The organism is Pontibacter flavimaris (assembly GCF_001907195.1).
In the GTDB taxonomy this organism is placed as follows: domain Bacteria; phylum Bacteroidota; class Bacteroidia; order Cytophagales; family Hymenobacteraceae; genus Pontibacter; species Pontibacter flavimaris.
Window position 1 is genome coordinate 1 of record NZ_LVWA01000012.1, and the last position, 22,305, is coordinate 22,305.

21 protein-coding genes are annotated in these 22,305 nt (G+C 49.3%); 17 read left to right on the forward strand and 4 right to left on the reverse strand.

Going from position 1 to position 22,305, the window contains the following annotated elements; genetic code table 11:
- Nucleotides 1–780: hypothetical protein (locus A3841_RS17580; RefSeq protein ID WP_073854376.1), on the forward strand; the 780-nt coding region annotated here is incomplete at its 5' end.
- Between the two features lie 609 nt (nt 781–1,389).
- Here the strand turns inward: A3841_RS17580 and A3841_RS17585 are convergent.
- Nucleotides 1,390–1,650 carry a hypothetical protein gene (locus A3841_RS17585; protein ID WP_073854378.1) on the reverse strand — a complete coding sequence of 87 codons (261 nt, stop codon included), beginning with the start codon at nt 1,648–1,650 and terminating at the stop codon, nt 1,390–1,392.
- A gap of 708 nt (nt 1,651–2,358) precedes the next feature.
- Between A3841_RS17585 and ureA the strand changes: the two genes are divergently transcribed.
- The 8 genes from ureA (at nt 2,359) to A3841_RS17625 (ending at nt 8,260) form a co-directional block, all read left to right on the forward strand.
- The gene (ureA, locus tag A3841_RS17590; RefSeq protein WP_073854940.1) at nt 2,359–2,661 is read left to right on the forward strand and encodes an urease subunit gamma; all 303 of its coding nucleotides are present in this window, start codon (nt 2,359–2,361) and stop codon (nt 2,659–2,661) included.
- Between the two features lie 19 nt (nt 2,662–2,680).
- Entirely contained in the window at nt 2,681–3,055 is a 375-nt protein-coding gene (gene ureB, locus A3841_RS17595; RefSeq protein WP_073854380.1) for an urease subunit beta, read from the forward strand.
- Nucleotides 3,052–4,773 carry an urease subunit alpha gene (gene ureC / locus A3841_RS17600; RefSeq protein WP_073854382.1) on the forward strand — a complete coding sequence of 574 codons (1,722 nt, stop codon included), beginning with the start codon at nt 3,052–3,054 and terminating at the stop codon, nt 4,771–4,773. Before ureB ends, ureC begins: the two co-directional genes overlap by 4 nt.
- A gap of 82 nt (nt 4,774–4,855) precedes the next feature.
- Nucleotides 4,856–5,362: an urease accessory protein UreE gene (ureE, locus tag A3841_RS17605; RefSeq protein ID WP_073854384.1), complete on the forward strand. Its 507-nt coding sequence runs from the start codon at nt 4,856–4,858 to the stop codon at nt 5,360–5,362.
- A gap of 1 nt (nt 5,363) precedes the next feature.
- Nucleotides 5,364–6,053: an urease accessory protein UreF gene (locus A3841_RS17610; protein WP_073854386.1), complete on the forward strand. Its 690-nt coding sequence runs from the start codon at nt 5,364–5,366 to the stop codon at nt 6,051–6,053.
- Between the two features lie 46 nt (nt 6,054–6,099).
- On the forward strand, nt 6,100–6,738 hold the full coding sequence (gene ureG, locus A3841_RS17615; RefSeq protein ID WP_073854388.1) for an urease accessory protein UreG: 639 nt from the start codon (nt 6,100–6,102) through the stop codon (nt 6,736–6,738).
- Nucleotides 6,735–7,577, forward strand: a complete 843-nt coding sequence (locus A3841_RS17620; protein WP_073854390.1) for an urease accessory protein UreD — start codon at nt 6,735–6,737, stop codon at nt 7,575–7,577. Before ureG ends, A3841_RS17620 begins: the two co-directional genes overlap by 4 nt.
- The gene (locus tag A3841_RS17625; RefSeq protein ID WP_073854392.1) at nt 7,574–8,260 is read left to right on the forward strand and encodes an urease accessory protein UreH domain-containing protein; all 687 of its coding nucleotides are present in this window, start codon (nt 7,574–7,576) and stop codon (nt 8,258–8,260) included. Before A3841_RS17620 ends, A3841_RS17625 begins: the two co-directional genes overlap by 4 nt.
- 34 nt (nt 8,261–8,294) lie before the next feature.
- Here A3841_RS17625 and A3841_RS17630 read toward each other — a convergent pair whose 3' ends face one another.
- The 3 genes from A3841_RS17630 to A3841_RS17640 form a co-directional block, all read right to left on the reverse strand.
- Complete coding sequence (locus tag A3841_RS17630) at nt 8,295–8,636, reverse strand: S41 family peptidase (protein WP_139308006.1); 342 nt, start codon at nt 8,634–8,636, stop codon at nt 8,295–8,297.
- Nucleotides 8,637–8,691: 55 nt separating this feature from the next.
- On the reverse strand, nt 8,692–9,447 hold the full coding sequence (locus A3841_RS17635; protein ID WP_073854394.1) for a DUF2249 domain-containing protein: 756 nt from the start codon (nt 9,445–9,447) through the stop codon (nt 8,692–8,694).
- 567 nt (nt 9,448–10,014) lie between these two features.
- Nucleotides 10,015–11,739, reverse strand: a complete 1,725-nt coding sequence (locus A3841_RS17640) for an ArnT family glycosyltransferase (protein WP_139308007.1) — start codon at nt 11,737–11,739, stop codon at nt 10,015–10,017.
- A gap of 646 nt (nt 11,740–12,385) precedes the next feature.
- Between A3841_RS17640 and A3841_RS17645 the strand changes: the two genes are divergently transcribed.
- From A3841_RS17645 to A3841_RS17680, 8 genes are all read left to right on the forward strand, one after another.
- The gene (locus A3841_RS17645; RefSeq protein WP_073854398.1) at nt 12,386–12,772 is read left to right on the forward strand and encodes a hypothetical protein; all 387 of its coding nucleotides are present in this window, start codon (nt 12,386–12,388) and stop codon (nt 12,770–12,772) included.
- A gap of 333 nt (nt 12,773–13,105) precedes the next feature.
- Nucleotides 13,106–13,579, forward strand: a complete 474-nt coding sequence (locus A3841_RS17650; RefSeq protein ID WP_073854400.1) for a hypothetical protein — start codon at nt 13,106–13,108, stop codon at nt 13,577–13,579.
- Between the two features lie 10 nt (nt 13,580–13,589).
- Nucleotides 13,590–17,957, forward strand: a complete 4,368-nt coding sequence (locus tag A3841_RS17655) for a CusA/CzcA family heavy metal efflux RND transporter (RefSeq protein ID WP_073854402.1) — start codon at nt 13,590–13,592, stop codon at nt 17,955–17,957.
- A gap of 4 nt (nt 17,958–17,961) precedes the next feature.
- Nucleotides 17,962–19,101: an efflux RND transporter periplasmic adaptor subunit gene (locus A3841_RS17660; protein ID WP_073854404.1), complete on the forward strand. Its 1,140-nt coding sequence runs from the start codon at nt 17,962–17,964 to the stop codon at nt 19,099–19,101.
- A 29-nt stretch (nt 19,102–19,130) separates the two neighbouring features.
- Nucleotides 19,131–19,394, forward strand: a complete 264-nt coding sequence (locus A3841_RS17665) for a ferritin family protein (RefSeq protein WP_073854406.1) — start codon at nt 19,131–19,133, stop codon at nt 19,392–19,394.
- A 414-nt stretch (nt 19,395–19,808) separates the two neighbouring features.
- Nucleotides 19,809–21,152 carry an MBL fold metallo-hydrolase gene (locus tag A3841_RS17670; RefSeq protein ID WP_073854408.1) on the forward strand — a complete coding sequence of 448 codons (1,344 nt, stop codon included), beginning with the start codon at nt 19,809–19,811 and terminating at the stop codon, nt 21,150–21,152.
- A gap of 54 nt (nt 21,153–21,206) precedes the next feature.
- Nucleotides 21,207–21,770, forward strand: coding sequence for a YeeE/YedE family protein (locus tag A3841_RS17675; RefSeq protein WP_073854410.1), 564 nt, complete (start codon nt 21,207–21,209; stop codon nt 21,768–21,770).
- A gap of 105 nt (nt 21,771–21,875) precedes the next feature.
- Nucleotides 21,876–22,289, forward strand: a complete 414-nt coding sequence (locus A3841_RS17680; RefSeq protein WP_073854412.1) for a DUF6691 family protein — start codon at nt 21,876–21,878, stop codon at nt 22,287–22,289.
- The last annotated feature ends 16 nt before the right edge of the window (nt 22,290–22,305 follow it).

The window sequence follows — 22,305 nt, forward strand, 5'->3', positions numbered from 1 at the left end:
TCAACTAATTACTCGGTCGTGACCGCTATAGATAAGCAGGGCAATATTCATACTTACAGACTGGACCATACAACGGATACATGGGAAAAGACTGCTGGTGTAAATGATGTACCCGGTGTTGCCCCTGAGGGCCTGATGAGCATCGCCTCCGGTGAGCAAGACACCTTTTATGCGGTGTGGCTGGATGTGAGAAACAACAAGCAAAACAAGATCGTGTTTGCCTCCACTACAGGAAAAGCAGACGCTTGGTCAGAAAACGAAATAGTGTACGAATCACCTGACAGCACCGTGTGCGAATGCTGTAAGCCGAGTATAGCCGTGAACGGCAAGCAAGTCAACCTGATGTTCAGAAACTGGATGGAGGGCTCCCGGGATTTTTACCTGACCAGATCCTCTGATAACGGACAGCATTTTTCCCAGCCACAGAAGCTTGGAAAAGGCACCTGGAAACTGGAGGGCTGCCCCATGGACGGTGGGGGAATTCTGCTGGACAGTAAGAATGTGCTCCACACTGTCTGGCAACGCGAAGGGAATATCTTCTATGCGCAGCCTGGCCAGCAGGAAGTACCTGTTGGCAAAGGCCGAAACTGCCGGATCAGCGGAAAAACAAATCCGGTAATAGCTTGGAAGGACGGTGCAGATCTGAAATTAAAATTCCTGGATGCAGCTACTGAAATAGTAGTAGGAAAAGGCAGCTATATTGAAACAGCTGAAATGCCGGATAATAAAACGCTTTGTGTCTGGGAAATTGAAAACAAGATACGCTTCAGGATAATATAGCAGCAACTAAAACGCTCAACGATTCTGGACCGCTCTCTACATATTACATAGGCAGGGATGACATTAAACAAAGCCGCACCTTTATTGGGGAGCGGCTTTGTTTAATTCATGCATCACCAAGCACAGGACTCGTCCTTAGATGTAGCATCAGACTTATTTCATTCTAGCTAAGAGCGCCTTCATTTCTGCAAATTCCTATAGTCAAGTTTACCTATAAATTTAAAAACCATACCGACGGTTGTCAAGTTAGTTTTTAGATAAAAGTATTACGATCGATGTGAGTGTTGATCAAAAATTTGCGAAGATGATGATCCACCATCCCCAGATGAGAGATGAAATGAGAAACCTTTCTTAATCAAGAAAAAAACATCCCAGATGAAGCAGATGGCGGAGAAGACGATTGATCAGCAGATAAAAATGGTCAAAAAAATGAAAGCTGGGCAGAACCAGATCAAGCAATAACGTAAAAGTACTTTATTCTAGAAAAGCCACACCTCTATCAGGATGTGGCTTTTCTATGATTTACGTTGAACATAGGATCTTTTACCGTTATTCCTGTATCTACTCGTTATGAAAATATCTTTGTTGATATAGAGAGACGGAACTAGCTTATAATGTATACTTCAACAACTGCACAGCAGCCTGCTGTGATGCTGCTTTCAGCTCAAGGAAATTATCGCAAGCCTTATAATAATAGCTCGGCTTCATAAAATACTCTACAGCTGAAATTTCCCCAAACCACAAAGCTTCTTCCAAAACCCCTATGTCTGATTTGCTAAGCAATTCTTGATACTCATTCAGCGCTGACTGTAAGGCCTGGTACTGCTCATAATTTTGCTTCACTTCTTGCCGGTAGGAAAACCGTACCATTTCCAGCTGTGCCTGCGCAAACAGGTTATAACCTTGTTGTGTTTAAATAGTGTCCCGGTACTCCCATAGTGGCACCAAAATACCAGGATAGCTTGTACGCACCTTCTAGGTTCGGCAATGCAAGCGTACAGGTAACGTCTATTTTGGATTCTTCAACAGCTGATTGCTACTGTAGTACTTTCAAACGCGGATCAGCGGCTTCGACGAGGCTGTCAAGAATCTCAAAATCAGGAATTGTAGAAAGTCTAGCATAGTCCGTGTCAGTTAAAGTTGTCGTCCGCCTTTAACTCCGTGAGTTTCTCCACAAGCCGACAACCCTTTCCCGAAGCTGCCACCTCTTGATAGAGTAAAGGCAGTAAATGTGTCGTCTTTGCACTCCTACTGAAGCAGGGCTTTCAGCTTCTACACATGTCATAATCAACAGTCAGTAGTTACTGATAAAGTTAGTTTTACCTCACCTCCCCCACCTCGCTACTCCAGCGTTTAGCTCTGAAACTTAATGATTACCAAGCAGCTGTATTAGGTGGTAATTCAAAAATTACTTTTCTGTTTTAAAGATCTTTATAAATAACTCAAGTTAAATTATTGTGTTTTCTATAGCTACCACTTAACTTTTTAAAGTACATATCGTTATAAAAACAATACCAAATCCTCAATTACTGGTATTTGATAAATCAGGCTATCTATCACTTAAACTCTCCTTTCAATATGCACTTAACTCCCCGCGAAACAGAAAAGCTGTTGCTGCACCTGGCAGGTGAAGTAGCTATTAAACGGAAAGAAAGAGGGCTTAAGCTTAATTATCCTGAATCTATAGCATTTATTAGCAACCATTTGATGGAAGCCGCTCGGGACGGAAAATCCGTAGCCGAGTTGATGCAATATGGGGCTACTTTACTGACAAGAGAGGATGTAATGGAGGGTATTCCGGAAATGATCAAAGAGGTGCACATTGAGGCAACTTTCCCAGATGGCACTAAGCTTGTCCCTGTGATAAACCCAATCCGCTAACTTTATAGATGCACTCAAGATGATACCAGGAGAATACATAGTCGCAAAAGGAGAGATCAAGTGTAATGCAGGGCGGCCTGTTATAAGTATAGCAGTGACCAATACCGGGGACCGACCTGTTCAGGTGGGTTCGCACTGCCATTTTTTTGAGATAAACAGGCAAATGCTTTTTGATAGACAGAAGGCTTTCGGGTTGCGTTTAAATGTGGCAGCAGGCACTTCAGTTCGCTTTGAACCTGGCGAGGAAAAAGAGGTTGAACTGGTACCGATAGGCGGTGCCAGGCGGGTTTTCGGCATCAATAACTTAGTGGACGGAGATACGGTTTTAGACCGAAGCAAAACAGCTGCAATGCGAAGGATGGAAGAAAACGGCTTTAAAAACCAAACTATATGAGTCTGCCCATAGATAAAAAAAGATATGCCCATATGTACGGTCCTACTATAGGCGATAAGGTGCGTTTGGCAGATACCGACCTGTTTATTCAAATAGAGCAAGACCTTTGTGTTTACGGGGATGAAAATAAGTTCGGGGGCGGCAAAACCATCCGGGATGGCATGGCGCAATCCTCAACAGCCATGCGCAGCGAGAGCGTGCTGGATCTGGCAATAACAGGTGTCATCATTATAGATCACTGGGGTATCATAAAAGCAGATATTGGCATACGGAACGGAAGAATCGTGCATATTGGCAAAGCCGGTAATCCGGATACTATAGATGGTGTTGAACCTGATATGATCATAGGCGCAGCCACAGAAGTACACGACGGTAGCGGCCTCATAGCGACAGCAGGCGGTATTGACACACACGTACATTTTATTGCTTCTGACCAGATAGACCATGCACTGTTCAGTGGAATTACGACCATGATTGGCGGCGGTGTAGGCACCACCAGTGGCTCTACAGCCAGTTCGGTGACACCGGGTTCCTGGAATCTGGAAAAAATGATCAAATCAGTAGAAGCGTTTCCTATGAACTTTGGGTTCTTAGGCAAAGGAAGTAGTTCCACAATCGGCCCGTTAGAGGAACAAATAGAGGCAGGAGCTTTAGGGTTAAAAGTCCACGAAGACTGGGGCGCCACGCCTGCCGTCCTTAATGCAGCTTTAAAAACAGCTGACAAATTCGATATACAGGTTGCACTGCACGCCGACAGCTTGAATGAAGCAGGTTTTCTAGAGGATACCATCAGCGCGATAAACGGGCGTGTAATTCACATGTTCCATACCGAAGGAGCTGGCGGAGGCCATGCGCCCGATATTCTTAAATCGGCTATGTACCCCAATGTGCTTCCGGCTTCTACCAATCCAACGCTTCCCTATACAGTAAATACTATAGACGAACACCTGGATATGCTGATGGTTTGCCATCACCTTAGCAAGGATATTCCTGAAGACGTGGCTTTTGCCGATTCCCGAATTCGTCCTGAAACAGTGGCTGCTGAAGACGTGCTGCACGATATGGGCGTGATTAGTATGACTAGTTCCGATTCCCAGGCAATGGGCCGGGTGGGAGAAGTAGTGATCCGGACCTGGCAGGTAGCAGACAGCATGAAAAAGCAGCGGGGGCCTTTAGAAGAAGATAAAGGAAATGACAATGATAACTTCAGAGTGAAGCGCTACATCTCCAAGTACACTATCAACCCCGCCATAACGCATGGCATAGCGGACTATGTAGGGTCGTTGGAGCCTGGTAAAATAGCGGATATTGTACTTTGGAACCCCGCTATGTTTGGCGTAAAACCAGAAATGATCATAAAGGGGGGAATGGTTGCCGGAGGACAGATTGGAGATCCTAATGCAACTATCACCACCCCACAGCCTGTATTGTACCGTCGTACGTTCGGAGCATTTGGCGGCGCCATGTCTGAAACCTGTGCCACCTTTGTTTCTAAGATAGCGCTTGAACGAGGGATTGTAGAAAAATATGGCCTGAAGAAAATGGTATTACCCGTATTCGGATGCCGCAATATTTACAAAAAGCACATGATCCATAACGGGTTAACGCCAATTATAGATGTGGATCCGGAAACCTTTCAGGTACGGGTGGACGGGGAACTGCTTACCTGCGAACCGGCCAGCGTGCTGCCCATGGCGCAGCGGTACTTTCTATTCTGATCCTGAACGCAGTATCTGTAGATATTTGCTATTTATAAGATTGGTGTGAGGCATTTCAACGCTATCCATTCCTTCAGATTTCATGATCATAAAACAGGTTATAGGCAATACTGCTACGCTCTTGTTAAACGGACTGACCATTGACCGGCTGGAACTGGAGTGGTTTGAAACAACCAAACGGATACAGCGGAAAACAACAGCAGGCGGCATGGAAATAGCCATCCGGTTTTTGAGAGAAGGACAGCGTCTGCTGCAGCATGATGTGCTGTACATGGACGAGCAGAAAGCTGTGGTGGTCCATATCAAACCCTGCGATGCGATTGTGGTGAGTCCGCAATCTCTGCTGCAAATGGGTACGATCTGTTATGAGATTGGCAACAAACATTTACCGCTGTTCATTCAGGACGACCAGGTGCTCATCCCTTTCGAAGAACCGCTGTTCCGGTGGCTTCTGGCAAGCGGGTATGAGCCGGTTAAAGCTGAAAGACAACTGGTAAATATGCTTAAATCAAATGTGGAACCACACGAGCATAATGGTGGCGGTACTTCCTTATTTACCAAAATCATTAACCTGGCTTCCAAACAATAGCATGAAAAACCACTACCTGAGCAGCCTGTTGCATCTCTCCGACTCCACCCTGCCCATTGGTGGTTTCTCCCATTCCAACGGCCTGGAAACGTATGTGCAGAAAAGCATTGTACATAACGCAGCTTCGGCGGAAAGCTTTGTAAAAAGCATGCTTAGTCATAACATCAAGTATAACGATGCTGCTTTTGTGCGCCTGAGCTATCAGGCAGCGGCTTCCGGGAACGTGCAGGAAATAATAGGACTGGACCAGGAATGCACCGCACTGAAAAGCCCAAAGGAAACCAGGCAGGCAAGTACAAAACTCGGTGTGCGGCTCCTTAAGATCTTTACCCGGCAAAAAGAGCACCCACTGGCACAGGAATACGAAAGAGCTATCCAGGAAAATGAAGCTGCGGGTCATTATTGCATTGCTTTCGGAGTCTATGCTTTTCTGATGCATATCCCTGTCGAAGATGCGTTGATGGCCTTCTATTACAATGCAACGGTAGGGATGGTTACCAACAGTGTAAAGCTGATTCCGCTGGGTCAGCTGGACGGGCAGGATATTATTTTTCGCCTGCACCCGCTGCTACAGCAACTGGTGCAGGAAACGCTTGACCTGGAAAGGGACCTGGTGGGTATCTGTAACATCGGATTTGATGTGCATTGTATGCAGCACGAGCACCTGTATTCACGGCTCTATATGTCGTAAGGCCATTTTTAAAAAGCGATAAATCATTCTTACGGAAAGCTATACTATGGATGAGCGAAATTATATAAAGATTGGAGTGGCCGGACCTGTTGGCTCTGGTAAAACTGCGCTGATTGAGCGACTGACGCGCAAGCTGATGGATGAATACGACGTGTGCGTGATAACGAATGATATTTATACCAGGGAGGATGCGGAGTTTCTGACCAAGAACAGCCTGCTCCCGAAAGAGCGGATCATTGGGGTGGAAACCGGCGGCTGTCCGCACACGGCCATACGCGAAGATGCCAGCATGAATCTGGAAGCGATTGATGAAATGATAACCCGTTTCCCGAAAGCAGAGATCATCTTGATCGAGAGCGGCGGGGATAACCTGTCCGCCACTTTCAGTCCCGATCTGGCCGATGTGACGATCTTCGTAATTGATGTGGCTGCCGGCGATAAGATACCTCGCAAAGGTGGTCCCGGCATTACCCGATCTGATCTGCTTGTGATCAACAAAATAGACCTTGCGCCTTTTGTGGGAGCCAGCCTGGAAGTGATGGAACGCGATGCGCAGCGCATGCGCAAAGGAGCGCCGTTCGTGTTCACCAACCTGATGAGTTTACAGGGCCTGAATGAGGTGATCGGCTGGATCAAGAAATACGCGTTACTGGAGAACGTTGCTGAACCTAACCTGCTGAAATGATCAACCAACTGAAGATCGTGGCCGGCTTCAGGGAAGGCAGGTCTTATTTAAAGGACACATTTTTTACCCGTCCTTTCCGGGTAGCAAACGTGGGACAATACAAGACCGATAACGACCTGTACCTGATGGTGATGAGTTCTTCGCCTGGAATACTAGATAAGGACGCGTATGATATTTCCATCCATTTAGAGACTGGAGCCCGTTTGCAGTTGCAGTCGCAGGCCTACCAGCGCCTGTACAACATGCAGGAAGGCGCTACCCAGAAAATGAAGATCGTGCTGGAGCCCGGCAGCGCTTTCAGCTACGTACCCCATCCTGTAGTGCCGCATACCAACTCAAAGTTTAAAAGCCATTCTATAGTTCACCTGCAGGGGGATTGCGAACTACTACTGAGCGAAATCATCACCTGCGGTAGAAAGCATTCAGGCGAAGTATTCCTGTTTACGTATTTCCAGAACCTGACCGAGATCTACGACAGGCAAAAGCTGGTGCTGAAAGACAATATCCTGCTTCAGCCGCAGTTGGTGCCGCCGGGCACCATTGGCCAGTGGGAAGGCTACACACACCAGGGAACGCTCATGTACATCAGCACAGGCGAAAAAAAGGCACAGGCACACCTGGCTAAAATACAGCAGCGTTTAGAAGAAGAAAAAGGCATCAGTTTCGGACTATCGGAGAGTGCGAACAACGGGTTTGTGCTGCGCATCCTGGGCATTGGCGGCGAACAATTGTTCAACTGCTTTAAACGCGTGGAAGAGGTGGTATGGGCAAGCAGATCTATCCCTGAAACCAATGTCCCATCTAAAATAGAATCGTCACTTATAGCACAACAGGTATGACTGCATTGATCTTATCGGCCATCACGATCAGCTTTTTACACACTATTTCCGGGCCCGATCATTACCTGCCATTCATTGTACTCTCCCGGTCCCGCAACTGGTCGATGTACAAAACAGTGGGCCTGACAGTTGTTTGCGGGCTGGGTCATATCCTGAGCTCTGTCGTTATTGGCTTGATTGGTGTTGCGCTGGGCTGGCAGTTGGCAAAGCTTACCTGGTTCCAGGAGATGCGCGGGGATATTTCGAGCTGGGCTTTGCTCCTGTTTGGTCTGATCTACCTGATATGGGGCATCTGGAACGCTTATGCAGACAAGCCACACAAGCACTTCGATGTATATGACGACAGTGTGTACGTATATGAGCACCGGCACGGAAGACCGGTGTATCCGCAGCAGCGGGTAAAAGTAACGCCGCTGGTGCTGCTGGCCATCTTCGTAATGGGTCCAAGTGAGCCGCTGGTGCCCCTGCTTTTTTATTCCGGCGCCAACAATTCAGTTTTTGAAATAGGAGTTGTAGTAGCCGTATTTGCTTTAGCTACAGTACTCACTATGCTTGCTATGGTACTGTTGGGCATGTACGGATTCTCCTTCTTCCGGACAGATAAGTTAGAGCGCTACATGCATGCCATCAGCGGCGCAGTTGTTACCATCTGCGGAGTCGGCATGATCTTCCTTGGATGGTAGATCCGTGCAGCCAGACAAACAATTCAAACTATAGCTATATACTTTTCCTTTTCAAAGAACTCATTGCATACCCTCCTATTTCCAGTGTCGCACAAGGTGTTTCCATTACAATCAGTAGGATTAATTGCCATATCAGCACAATGGCTATGTAGGCATTATGGCCACCGGAGTTGTTTCTCAGATCAACTACCAGGCACTTCGTGTCCCTGGAATTGATGTCTGCAAAGGAAGAGTCAATAAAATCCTTGAAACGCTCCTCTCCATCTGCTTCAGCAGAACTAAAGGGGCCGGGATTAAGGTAGGCCACAACCCCATAGTATTTTAAGGATGGCGCAGCACTTAGAATTTCGCCACCGCGGCATGTTTCATAGTTCATACTTGCGCCAAAAAAGGCAAGCACCAACAAGGGCAAAGTGTGCCCCGGAAAATCATCATTCCTTAATTTTGGTCACCCTTACCTTCCACTCGTCGGGCCCTTTTTCAAGATATTCCCAGCGGAAGGGTTCTTTGCTTTCGGCTTCCATCTGATAGTATAAGGGCTTGGGATCATGATCATTGATAAATTCAAATGCTTCTCCGGGTTTTATATCCGCGAAAGCCCTATAAAACATTTCGTGTCGCTCTGTTGGGGGATAAGGCCGGATGTCAAATTCATTTACCACCGCAAACCCATCGTCTCCCAATCCACTTGATGCATCCTTCCTGATATGAATAACATACGCCTCAGGCACTTCTTTCAGGTAAGTCCAGCTATGCTTCCCCTTAAATTTAGCTTTGAAAACAGCATGAATCTCCTCAGGGTCTTCCTTCGCAATAAGTTCCATAACGGTTCCCGTTTCCATCATACTATAACGATGGAATACAACCTGTTTCCAGTCTTTCTTATCCATTTGCCGAAGATCCAAAAGAGTGGAAACGCCTTCAAAGTCCCTGGCTTCGGAGGCTGCAGTACGGGTAACCTTTACCTTCCAATCCCTGCCACCGCGGTTAAGATACTCCCAGCCTACCACATCGCCGTGAATTGATTTGAATTCATAATACAGAGGTATCGGATCATGGTCGTTTATAAAAACAAAACTCTTATCGACCTCTAGTTCAGAAAATAGTTTTAATAGTAGTTCATGCCTTTTTATCGGAACCAGCACTCTAACGTCCAATTCATCATTCGATCTTATTTCCTCGCTCATAGCTGTAATTTAAATGATTAAGCCCGGTTATCTCTATTATCCGGCGCTACAGGAACAAAACTACTTCTTTTAATTCGGGATACCTTTGACCGTCGTCGCCATTAAGGTATGAATTAGCACTTTCCCCTCCCGGCCCCCTACTTTGTTGGTGTTGTTACCAACAAAACAGCACACATTACGTCAGTCGCAATTGCAACAGAGCCGTTGTTGCCTACAGATCTTTTAAGTCGAGGAGTCTGTCCAGGTTTTCAGTTTCCATTGCCCATTGCTCTCTTCAAAGAAAATGTCAATATGAATTCCATTGTCAATACCTCCGGTTTCAATAGTAGGTTTGTTGCCTTTAACTTTAATTATTTCTTCGGCAAATAATGCCTTCCAACTACCTTGTAGTAAACTGTAACAAAAGCTCCTAAATAAATCATTAAGGGGTTTTTTACACCCTACTAATCTTTAAGGTACTTTACCAACAAGCCATTCTTCCTGCTTATGTACCGTACTTTTACCTCACGATCTCAATTTGTCCCTAAATATTATTTTGGGGACAAACCTTGCAACATGCCGCAACATTTATTTCCTCGGCAGCTGCTCTACCACATCTATCGGTGTGTTGACTTCCACCGTGTCTCGGGCAAGAATGTACAGGAAATATCTTTTGTCCCCCACGCCGTCCATATACTGATACTGGCCCACGAAGTATAAATAAGCACCCTTATCGGAAAGATTTGCGTGGTGCAGTGGCGAGAGCGAAAAAACAGCGGCAGGCAGATCCACAGGAAGCTGCAGATGCCCCTTAATGATTTTAAGCGTATCCACTTCTTTGCCAACTTCCCAGACATTTTCAGGACGCATGCCACCTACGGCATAAAACTCCATCGATTTTAATTCAGCGTTCTTTCTCACCTCTTCCAGTTCGGGCACACCTTGCTGTTTGCCACCCAACTCTTCCATGTCCTGGTAAAATGGCATAACGAACACAAATGCCAAGGCATTAAGCAAGGCAGCGGCAATGACTAACCAGATTACCTTATACTTTCTTGTTAGTTCTAGAATCACTATTCCGAGGAGTAAAAATAACAAGGTTGCGAGAACCTGCTGCCCTCCGGGTGCAGCCTGTAATGTCTGTGCCGCATAGAATATATATGTGGGTACGGCAAAAGCTGTCAGCGCAAGAAGGAATCCGCTAGTCACCAAAAACCCCTTCTCCCAGCCAGTATATTTTTTTTCAGAGAAGGCATAAATAAGGTAGCGCAGGTAGTGTGCTGTGAGCAGTGCCATCGGTATCAGAACCGGCAACAGGTACCGCTCTTTTTTTTCCGGTATAATGGATAACAGGACGAAAGTGAGCAGAATCCAGGAGAGCAGGAATTGGTAATTCCCATACTGACCAACTCTTCGTTTTGCATAGGGCACAGCCAGGGCTGCCAGGAAGAAGGGCGTCCAGATGCCGGATTGAGCAAAAAAGCCCCAGTAATACCAGATAGGCTTGACATGCCTGTTTACCCAGGCAGTGCTTTCCTGTGAAACGGTGTGGGTAAAACCCGTCGGCTCCATCAAATATACATACATCGGCCAGGAGAAACTTACGAGTAGGCACACGAACAGCATCAGCAGCAAACCGCTACGTTTTCCTCTTACACCCCGCAGCGGATAGGAAAAGCCGTAGGCCAGCATGAAGGGAAAGAACAGGCCATAAAAGGCCACCGGTCCCTTGCTAAGATAGGAACAGCCTAAAAGTATACCACCCACAGCAAACTCAAAGTAACGGGAACCGGGTTGGCGTATTGCGGAAACCAGAAGCCATATGGCGCCCAACATAAAGCTGTAGCAGTAAATATCCCAGGTGGCCTGACGACCGACATTGATGAACAGAAAAGAGGAGGCCAGTACGAGAGCAGCAAGCAAAGGAACAAGCCGGTCGGCGGAAAGCTGGCGGGCAAGAAAAAACAGGAAAAAGACGGTGAGGCCGGCCATCACAGAGGAAGGAAAGCGCAATGCAGCAAGATTTTCTATGTTTCCGGCTCCTAAACCTGCCAGTGCTGTAATCCAGGTAGGGAGCGGCGGCTTTGCCAGCCGCGCATAGCCATTCATGGTGGGGATCAGCCATGCCTTATGTTGCGTGATTTCCCTGACGGTAATAAAATTACGGGCTTCCATTATACTTGGTGCCGCCTTCCCCAGATTCAGGAAGAAAGTAAGCATGACAATTAAACCAAGCAGTGCTACTTGCACCCTGGTTTTTAGTAAAAGTTTGGTGCTCTTTGCTTCAGCCGCTATAAGTGCCTTATTACACATCAACTCTCGTGCTTTTTCCGACTCCGCGTACTATTTCAAAACTTGTCAGCTGTGCGCCTTTAGCTTGCCGAGGCGTTACTGCAGACTACAAAGCCTCAGCCTGCGCCGCCAGGTTTACCACTACACTACATCAAATACTTTTAAAGCAAAAGATGTCACAATGCAGCTTTGTCTTTCAAGTAAGGGCGAAGAAAGGACAGCTCTGTTTTAAGTTGGTTCTCAAGACCGGTGCCCCGATCTGCAATCATTCAGAACTCTATTCAGCCGACGTTCAGGGGCCCTCCTGTTATTGTTATTGTCTGACCCTGCTACATCCGGTAAGGGTCATGGAGTTTCCGGGAGGGTTTTCTCTCCATATGTTCATTATACGGGCCGCGCTACAACAAACCGCGCCAAGACGAGCACAATGATCATGCAGCTATTTGTGAAACGTATATAAAGTATAAATAGCTTTCAACCTACCCGCCGTCAGTCAAAAGCTTTAAACAGGCAATAGCTTTCATAGAGCGTAGCAGCTACTGCCGAACTGTTCATTCTGGTTAACAGATATTAAAAATGCAGCCTGACTCACAAACTCCTTTTATTCCCTCAAATTTTAAACTAAAATATTATACTTTGTTGTTCAAACTATGTAACTTCATACCACGTGAGACAGATACTAGCCATATTCCTACTTGTGGTCTACACCTGCACCGGTACAACCCTGCAAGAGCTGCAAAAAGCTCCTGTACTGGCCGCGCATTATCTGGAACACCAGGAAATGACATCTGATATCTCCCTGACTCAATTTTTAGTGCTCCACTACCTGAGTGGCAATGTAAAAGATGGCGACTACGCCCGCGACATGCAGTTGCCGTTCAAAACGACAGATGTAGTAGCATCGGCTACCACTCCCCTGGTGATACCAGTTCCTTTCCCTGAACTCAACTTTACTTTACCGCCATCTGCCCATGTGCATGGCGCAGTACTAGACGTAGACTTTCACTCCTCCCGATTTCTTTCCAGTATCTGGCAGCCGCCAAAGTCCTGCTGATTTCCTTTTTGCCCTTGCTGCATTCCGGTTCTGCACTTTTGTGCAAGGCATACGCATATACTGCCCTGCGGATAAATGCCTGCTACATTCAGCACCGCATCACGGCTGTTTCTCCTTCAGTTACTGTATCATCTTTTAAAATGACCAAGGTCATAGATAAAGGTAATTGTTTCATCGATCTTTACTATCATTCGTTTATATAAACGATACGAATGAAGGTCGATTGACTGGTACAAGTAGTTGTTTGAGAAAGCGTTAACGCCCGTTTCCGGCAGTTTAACAACGAGCAGGGGCACCTGTTAACAGTTTTATCAAACTCAAAAGAAATCAACAATGGACTTAACACACATCCATTTGCTGCTCAATCACTTCCCCATCGTAGGAACCCTGATCGGCGGTATGGTCATGCTTTGGGGCGTGGCTAAAAAACAAAAAAACATCCAGAACACTGCCGCCGCCATTGTGCTGGCCATGGCCTTGATTGCCATACCGGTATTCCTGACGGGCGAGCCTGCCGAAGAGCGGGTAGAAGACCTGACAGGAATCTCTGAACCGATGGTGGAAGAACACGAAGAAGCCGCCGAACTCGCTATCTGGATAATGGCTGCCGCAGGCGTGGCTTCCCTGGCGGCCCTGGCGCTCCGACACAAATCCTCCTCCAAACCGGCGTTTACCCTGGCGACCCTGATCACGCTGCTGGCGTTTGCAGCGATGGCCCGGGCTGGCTACTACGGCGGCCAGATCCGGCATTCTGAGCTCCACACTGACCCGCAGGCTGTCCTGCAAGATCACCCGCGTAAGAATTAAAGGAGGTCCCATGCTCAACAAGATCATTTCCTTTTCGATACAGAACAAGCTCATCATCGGGCTTTTTGTGATCGCACTGATCATTGTAGGGGGCTACAATGTGACGCAGCTGCCGATAGACGCCGTGCCCGACATCACCAACAACCAGGTCCAGGTTATTACGGTGGCCCCTTCGCTGGGCGCACCCGACATCGAGCGGCTTGTTACCTTCCCCGTCGAGCAGGCCAACAGCAACATTCCGGGCATTAAAGAGATCCGGAGCTTTTCCCGTTTCGGGCTTTCGCTGGTAACCATCGTGTTTGAGGATGGCGTGGATGTATACTGGGCGCGGCAACAGGTGGCTGAACGTCTGCAACTCGTGCAGCAGCAGATACCAGAAGGCGTCGGCACGCCTGAGTTGGGGCCTGTCACCACCGGCCTGGGGGAAATATACCAGTACGTGGTGCGCCCTGAAAAAGGCTACGAAGGCAAGTATGGCGCCACGGAGCTGCGCACCATCCAGGACTGGATCGTGCGCCGGCAGCTGCTGGGTGTACCGGGCGTGGCCGATGTCAGCAGCTTTGGTGGCTTTTTGAAACAGTACGAGATCGCCGTGGACCCCTCCCGGCTGAAATCCTACGGCCTGACCATTGCCGATATTTTCACAGCGCTGGAAAACAACAACCAGAACACCGGCGGCTCCTACATCGACAAAGGCGACGCCGTGCTCTTTATCCGTAGTGAGGGCCTGCTGGGAAGTATAGAAGACATCCAAAGTATAGCCGTTACCATTACCGAAAACGGCACGCCGGTTTACCTGCGTGATGTGGCCGAGGTGGGCTATGGCCATGCCAGCCGCTTCGGGGCTATGACTTACAACGATCAGGGCGAGGTGGCCGGTGCCGTGGTGATGATGCTCAAAGGCGCTAACAGCAACCAGGTGATCAAAGAGGTAAAAGCGCGCATTGCCAAGATTCAGGAATCGCTTCCCGAAGGCGTGGTGATTGAGCCCTTCCTGGACCGCACCAAAATGGTGAACAACGCCATCAGCACGGTCGAGAAAAACCTGGCAGAAGGCGCACTGATCGTGGTATTTGTGCTGGTGCTGTTCCTGGGCAACCTACGGGCCGGGCTTATCGTGGCGTCGGTGATCCCGCTGGCCATGCTCTTTGCCATCACCATGATGAACACCTTTGGCGTGAGCGGCAACCTGATGAGTCTGGGAGCGCTGGACTTCGGTCTGATCGTGGACGGGGCGGTGATCATTGTGGAGGCCGTGCTGCATACGTTTCACTTCAACAAGCGCTTTGCCACAACTGACCGCATCGATCAGGCCCAGATGGACGACACGGTGCAGCAATCGGCGAGTCGTATGATGAACAGCGCCATTTTCGGGCAGATCATCATCCTGATCGTGTACCTGCCCATACTTACACTGCAGGGCATAGAAGGCAAGATGTTCAAGCCGATGGCGCAGACGGTCACCTTCGCCCTGATCGGGGCGGCCATACTTTCCATTACCTACGTGCCCATGATGAGCGCCTTGTTCCTGAGCAAAAAGATCAGCCACAAACCTACCTTCTCCGACCGCATGATGGCCCGCATCGAGCATTTTTACGAGAAGCGTTTGCGTCGGGTGATCGACTTCCCTAAAACCGTGATTGCCGGGGCTGTCATCCTTTTTGCCGGCGCCGTGATGGTGCTCATGACCCTGGGCGGCGAGTTTATCCCCAGCCTGGAGGAAGGTGACTTCGCTGTGGATACCCGCGTGCTGACGGGCAGCAACCTGAACACCACCATCAAAGCCACCCAACAGGCGGCAGGTATACTTCTGGACCGTTTTCCGGAGGTAGAGAAAGTAGTCACCAAGATAGGTTCCGGCGAGATACCCACCGACCCCATGCCCATCGAGGCCAGTGACATGATGGTGATCCTGAAACCGAAAAAGGAATGGACTTCGGCTACCACGTTTAATGAACTGGCCGAAAAAATGGGAACCGCCATGCAGGAGGTGCCTGGCATTACGGCCGGTTTCCAATACCCGGTGCAGATGCGTTTTAACGAGCTGATGACCGGTGCCCGGCAGGATGTGGTGTGCAAGATCTTTGGCGAGGACCTGGACACGCTCGCGCGCTATGCCCAGCGCCTGGGCAACCTGGTTACCACGGTGGAGGGTGCCACTGACCTGTACGTAGAAACCGTGACCGGTATGCCGCAGATCGTGATAAAGTATAACCATGCCGCCATCGCGCAGCACGGCTCCAACATTGCTGACATCAACCGGACGGTAAATGCGGCTTTTGCCGGCGTAAGCAGCGGGCTGGTGTTTGAAGGCGAAAGGCGCTTTGACCTGGTGGTGCGCCTGCAAGGCGAGCTGCGCCAGAACCTGGGCGACGTGCAGAACCTGCTGATCCCGACGCCAAACGGGCAGGTGCCCTTATACTTGCTGTCTGATGTCGGGCTGCAGGACGGCCCTTACCAGATCCAGCGCGAAGACGCCAAGCGCCGCATTTTGGTAGGCTTTAACGTGCGGGGCCGCGACGTGCAAAGTATAGTGGACGAGCTGCAGCAAAAGGTACAGCAGCAACTCAGCCTGCCTCCCGGCTACTACGTGGTGTACGGCGGCGCTTTCGAGAACCTGGAGGCTGCCAAAAAACGCCTGACGGTGGCCGTGCCCGTGTCGCTGGCGCTGATTTTTCTTTTGCTATACTTTGCCTTCCGCTCGGTGCGTTACGGTTTGCTCATTTACTCGGCTATTCCGTTGTCGGCCATCGGCGGTATTTTTGCCTTGTGGCTGCGCGACATGCCCTTCAGCATTTCGGCCGGTGTGGGTTTTATTGCCCTGTTCGGCGTAGCGGTTTTAAATGGCATTGTGATGATCGCGGAGTTTAACCGGCTGCGTGTGGGCGGCGGTATGAGCCTGCAGGAGATCGTGCTGGAAGGCACCCGCTCGCGGTTACGGCCGGTGCTGATGACGGCAAGCGTGGCCAGTATGGGCTTTCTGCCGATGGCCCTGAGCACCGGTGCAGGCGCCGAAGTGCAGCGCCCGCTGGCCACCGTGGTGATCGGCGGCCTGATCGTGGCCACGCTGCTCACCTTGTTCGTGCTCCCTTCGCTCTACATCCTCTTTGAGAAAGCGGCTCATCACGAAACAAAACCCAAAAAGCCTGTCTCTACGGTCGTGGGCATTGTACTGCTGTTGCTGCTCCCCATGCTGGCGTCGGCACAGCAAACGATAACGCTGGATCAAGCCATTTCCAAGGCCCAGAAGCAAAACCTACCCTTGCAGAACGAGCGCCTGCAGGCGGCTTCGCTGCAAAAACTGCAGGGCACCGCCTGGGACGTGCCGCAAACTGTTGTGGCCGGGGAGTATGGTCGAATCAACAGCGCCTACAACGACACCCGTTTTAGTGTGGCGCAAAGTATAAAATTCCCGACGGTGTATGCCCGGCAAAAGGAGCTCCTCCGGGGCCAGTGGCAGCAGGGGGTACTGCAGTCGGAACTCAGCGCCTTTGACCTTACCTGGCAGGTAACGCAGCTGTACTACGAGCTGCTCTTTACGCGCGAAAAGCAGCGCCTGCTGCTCCGCACAGACAGCCTGTATGCCGAGTTTTTGCGGACAGCCGAGCTGCGGTTTGAAAAAGGCGCCAGCAACATCCTCGAAAAAAGCACCGCCCAGACCCAGCGTGGACAGGTAGGCCAGCAACTACGGCAACTGCAGCACGACTTGGCGGACTTGCAGCAGCAGTTCCAGCTGCTGCTCAACACCGATACCGTGTACATGCCCGCTGCTCTGCCCCTCAAAATGGAGCTGGCCCTACTTCATGATTCAGCTACCGTGGCCGCCCATCCATACTTAAAATTGCTGCAGCAGCAACAGGAAGTAAACCAGGCAAAAACCAAAGCCGAGCAAGCCCACCTCCTCCCCGACCTGCAGCTGCGCTACAACAACCAAAGTATAAAAGGCCTGCAGAACATAAACGGCGTGGAACGAAGTTATACTTCCTCGGACCGGTTTAGCTCGGTAGAGCTGGGCGTGGGCATCCCGCTTTTTTTTGGGGCCCAGAAGGCACGGATACAGGCCGCCAGGATACAGGAGCAGGTGGCCGGTAACAGCTACGAGGCAGGAAAACGATTGCTGGAAACCCAAATGCGCAAGGCCCTGGAGCAATACAAGATCGCTACAGAAAACCTGACTTATTTTGAGAAGATCGCCCTGCCCAATGCCTCCTCCATTATCAGCACTGCCGACGAGCAGTTCCGGGGCGGTGAGATCGATTACCTGGAGTGGGTGCTGCTCACCAACCAGGCCATTGCCCTGCAAACCGGCTACTTCGACGCCGTGCGAACCTACAACCAAAGTATACTTGAAATCAGTGCCCTAACCGGAAGCAGATAACATCATGAAAAATATCCTTTCTATAACTTTAGCTGCCCTGTTGCTGACAGGTTGCAGCTCCGAAAAACCAACCGAATCTGCTGTCGCTGAAAAGCCGCAGGAAACCAATTTGGTACAGCTCTCACAGGCACAAATGAAAAATGCAGGCGTAGAAGTGGGCAAACCCGAACGCAAAACCATTTCCACAGTACTGCGTGTAAATGGCGTAATGGAAGCGCCGCCACAAAGTATGATTTCGGTAAGTGTGCCGCTGGGTGGATACCTTAAAAAGACCAGCCTGTTGCCGGGTATGCACCTGAAAAAAGGCGAGCTGATGGCCGAACTCGAAGACCAGGGCTATATAGAGTTGCAGCAGGATTACCTGACAGCCAAAGCCCGTTTGGCGTACCTGGAGCAGGAATATGCCCGTCAGCGCGACCTCAACCAAAGCAAAGCCACCAGCGACAAAGTATACCAGCAAACCCAGGCCGACTATAAAAGCCAGCGTGTATTGCTGCAGGCGCTGGCCGAAAAGCTGCGCATGACAGGCATCAACCCAAACCGGCTGACAGAGCATACCCTTACCCGCACCCTGCGCCTTTACGCGCCCATTGACGGCTATGTAACCAAAGTAAACGTGAATGTGGGCAAGTATGTGGTGCCGACGGATGTGCTCTTTGAACTGGTAGACCCGCGCGACCTGCACCTCAAGCTCACTGTGTTTGAGAAAGACCTGGATAAGCTGCAGATCGGGCAGCAGGTGCTGGCATTCCGGGCAAACCAGCCGGAGAAAAAGCACCCCGGGAAGATCATTTACATTGGCAAAGATGTGGCCGATGACCGCGCCATAGAAGTGCACTGCCACCTCGAAAAAGAAGACCCCTCGCTGGTACCTGGCATGTTCATGAACGCTGAAATTGAAGTGCAAAGCAAGGAAGCCTATACTTTACCTGAAGATGCCATTGTGCGCTACGGCAACAAACAATACGTTTTCGCAGTGCGGGACAGCAGCATTTTCGAGATGGTGGAAGCTAAGACCGGCAATTCCGAACACGGTTTCACTGCCCTGTTGCCCGGCCCGGCCCTGCAGCGTGAAGAACAGACCTACGTCACCAAAGGCGCTTATTCGCTGATGATGAAGCTCAAGAACAAGGAAGAAGAGTAAGCAGGTTATACTTTAAAAACACTCCACCGATGGCCGCACCAGGTTCTTTACCGGATAAAAAGTATACCGATAGCCTGCAGACAGAAGTGGATGCCGGCTTTTTGTACGGGCACATCGCTGCCGCAGAAGAAGTGCCGGCCATTGCCCGCATGTTCCGGGAGCTTGGCGAAATAGAGCAGGAACATGCCACCAAAATGCAGGCGAAGCTTCAGCGCGATGGCATTGCCGTCGCGTTGCCGCCTCCCTCCTGGTGGACCCGTGTGCTGGACCGTATCAGAAAGGTTTTAAGCTAAGACTATGTGATCGGGGTGCTGCTGGATACCGTGAAAAGCATCACCAATGCGCAGCTGGCGCAAAAAGAAAAACACCACCTCCCTGTTTCCGGAGACGAAGCGAACCATGTCAAAATTCTGTAAAAGCTACTCAATAACAAGAGCAAGGTCACCGGCGAGCACCTCGCAAGCAGCGCACCATTGGCGGGAACGCGTTGCGGGCGGCCATTGATGACCTACCATCTCAACTAGCTTGTTTCAAATATAACTGCGAACAAGAGAAGAGCTGCAACAGGCAACATCACCTGCAAAAACTATAAACAGCATCGCTTTACAATTCTATCAGTACTGTGTGACAAACATCACTGAACTTAGCTAGTGTATGCCTTAATTTTGTATCAGAAAGTTTAATCAACTATAAAATATCAGGAATCAATGAAAATTAAACAGTTTGAAGACAAAGGCCTGGCCCAATATGCATACGCCATTTTAAGTGGATGCGCCAGCGAGATAGTACTGGTTGATCCGGCACGTGACCCGCAGCCATACTATGACTATGCTGCAGAGAACAATGCCAACATTGTAGGGGTAATTGAAACACACCCGCACGCGGACTTTGTGAGCTCACACCTGGAGATACACCGGAAGACCGGAGCCACCATCTACACTCACAGTCTGGTTGGTGCAGATTACCCGCATCAGGCTTTTGACGAAGGTGCTTTATTGAAGGTTGGCAAAATCAAATTAAAGGCGCTGCACACGCCTGGCCACTCCCCTGACTCGATCAGCATTGTGCTGGAGCACGAAGGTAAAGACAAGGCCGTGTTCACGGGTGACACTTTGTTTATTGGCGATGTAGGACGGTCGGATTTGCGCGAGAGTGCCGGTAACGTAATGGCCAAGCGCGAAGAACTGGCCCGGCAGATGTATAAGAGCACCCGCGAAAAGCTAATGAAACTGGCTGACGATGTGGTAGTTTATCCGGCGCACGGCGCGGGTTCGCTTTGCGGCAAAGGTTTGAGCGATGCCAATACCAGCACGATCGGCGACGAGAAGCTGGGCAACTATGCCCTGAAGCCGATGAGCGAAGATGAGTTTGTAAAAGTGCTGACAGAAGACCAGCCTTTTATTCCGAAATACTTCGGTTATGATGTGGGCCTGAACAAGCAGGGAGCTCCGGACTATAAGCCAAGTATAGAGGGTGTTGTAAGACTCGAGAAGAACTTTACCCCCGAAGATGGCGCCGTGATCGTAGATACCCGCAGCGAAAAGGTGTTTAAGAAAGGTCATTACAAAGGGGCGATCAACATCCAGAATGGCGGCAAGTTTGAGACCTGGCTGGGATCTATAGTTAGCCCTAACGAAAGCTATTACCTGGTAGGCGAAGGTGAAAAGCAACTGAACGAGCTGATTTCCAAGGCTTCTAAGATCGGGTATGAACTGCTGGTAAAAGGTGCTTTTGTGTATGACAAGCCGGAGGGCGAAACGAGCGACACATTCGACAGATCTAAGTTTGAAGAGAATAAGGACGCATACACCATCGTGGACATCCGCAATACGTCTGAAGTAAAAGCAGGTAAGTTTTTCGATAAGGCTATTAACATCCCGTTACCAGAACTGCGTGAACGCGTGAAGGAAATCCCGACCGATAAACCGGTGGTAGTACATTGTGCCGGCGGTTACCGCTCAGCAGCAGGTAGCAGCATTCTAGGAGCTGCCCTGCCTAATGTGGAGGTGCTTGATATGAGCGAAGCGGTTACAGAACTGAAGCAAAAATAATAACATGCAGTAGCTCCTGCCCTACCTATTAAACCTGAACTAAACGAGTAAGAAATGTTAGAAATTTTGAGTCAGCCATGGCCGTGGTATACATCGGGAATCGTTATTGCCCTTGTTATGCTGGTCCTGCTCTTTTTTGGTAAATCATTTGGTTTCTCATCAAACCTGCGCACCATTTGCGCTGCTTGTGGTGCCGGTAAAACAGTGAAGCTCTTTGACTTCGACTGGCGCTCGCAAATCTGGAATCTGTTGTTCCTGGTCGGTGCCATCATCGGTGGCTTTATCGCCTCAGAATTCCTTTCTAACGGAGAAGCCGTGCAGATATCGCAGGCAACGATACAGGACCTGAGCGCCTTGGGTATCTCAGCACCGGAAGGCATGCAACCGGAAGAAATCTTTAGCCTGGAGAACGCTTTTTCACTGAAAGGCTTCCTGATCCTGCTGCTGGGCGGATTTGCTGTGGGGTTCGGTGCACGCTATGCGGGTGGTTGTACGTCTGGTCACGCTATCAGTGGTATCTCTAACCTGCAGTTGCCATCGCTTATAGCTGTTATTGGCTTCTTTATAGGTGGATTATTTACTACCTGGATATTGATGCCGCTTATTTTTAATGAATAATTGTTAATGAGTAATGAATAATAAGAAGTGAGGCTAAGTGCTGATCACATCAGTTAATCATTACACATCCATAATCATTCATTAATCATTAGTCATTAATTCGCCGTGAAAGGATTAAAATTTATAATAGCCGGAATACTTTTCGGTATCGTGATGAGCAAGTCGGAAGCCATTTCTTGGTTCCGAATCCAGGAGATGTTCCGTTTCCAGTCGTTCCATATGTATGGCATTATTGGTACAGCAGTCGTTCTGGGAATCATTATCACGTACGTGATCAAAAAGTATAAACTACGCGACTACCAGGGCAACCCAATCGTCTTTACACCCAAAGAAATGTCCGTTTCGAGGTACCTGATCGGGGGCATCATTTTCGGATTAGGCTGGGCGCTGACAGGTGCTTGCCCGGGTCCTATGTTCGTAAACATCGGTTTTCAGTACTGGTCCATCCTGATAGCGGTAGTTGGTGCTTTAGCAGGAACTTACATGTATGGAGTTATAAAAGACAGATTACCGCGTTAAATACCCATTGACTAGA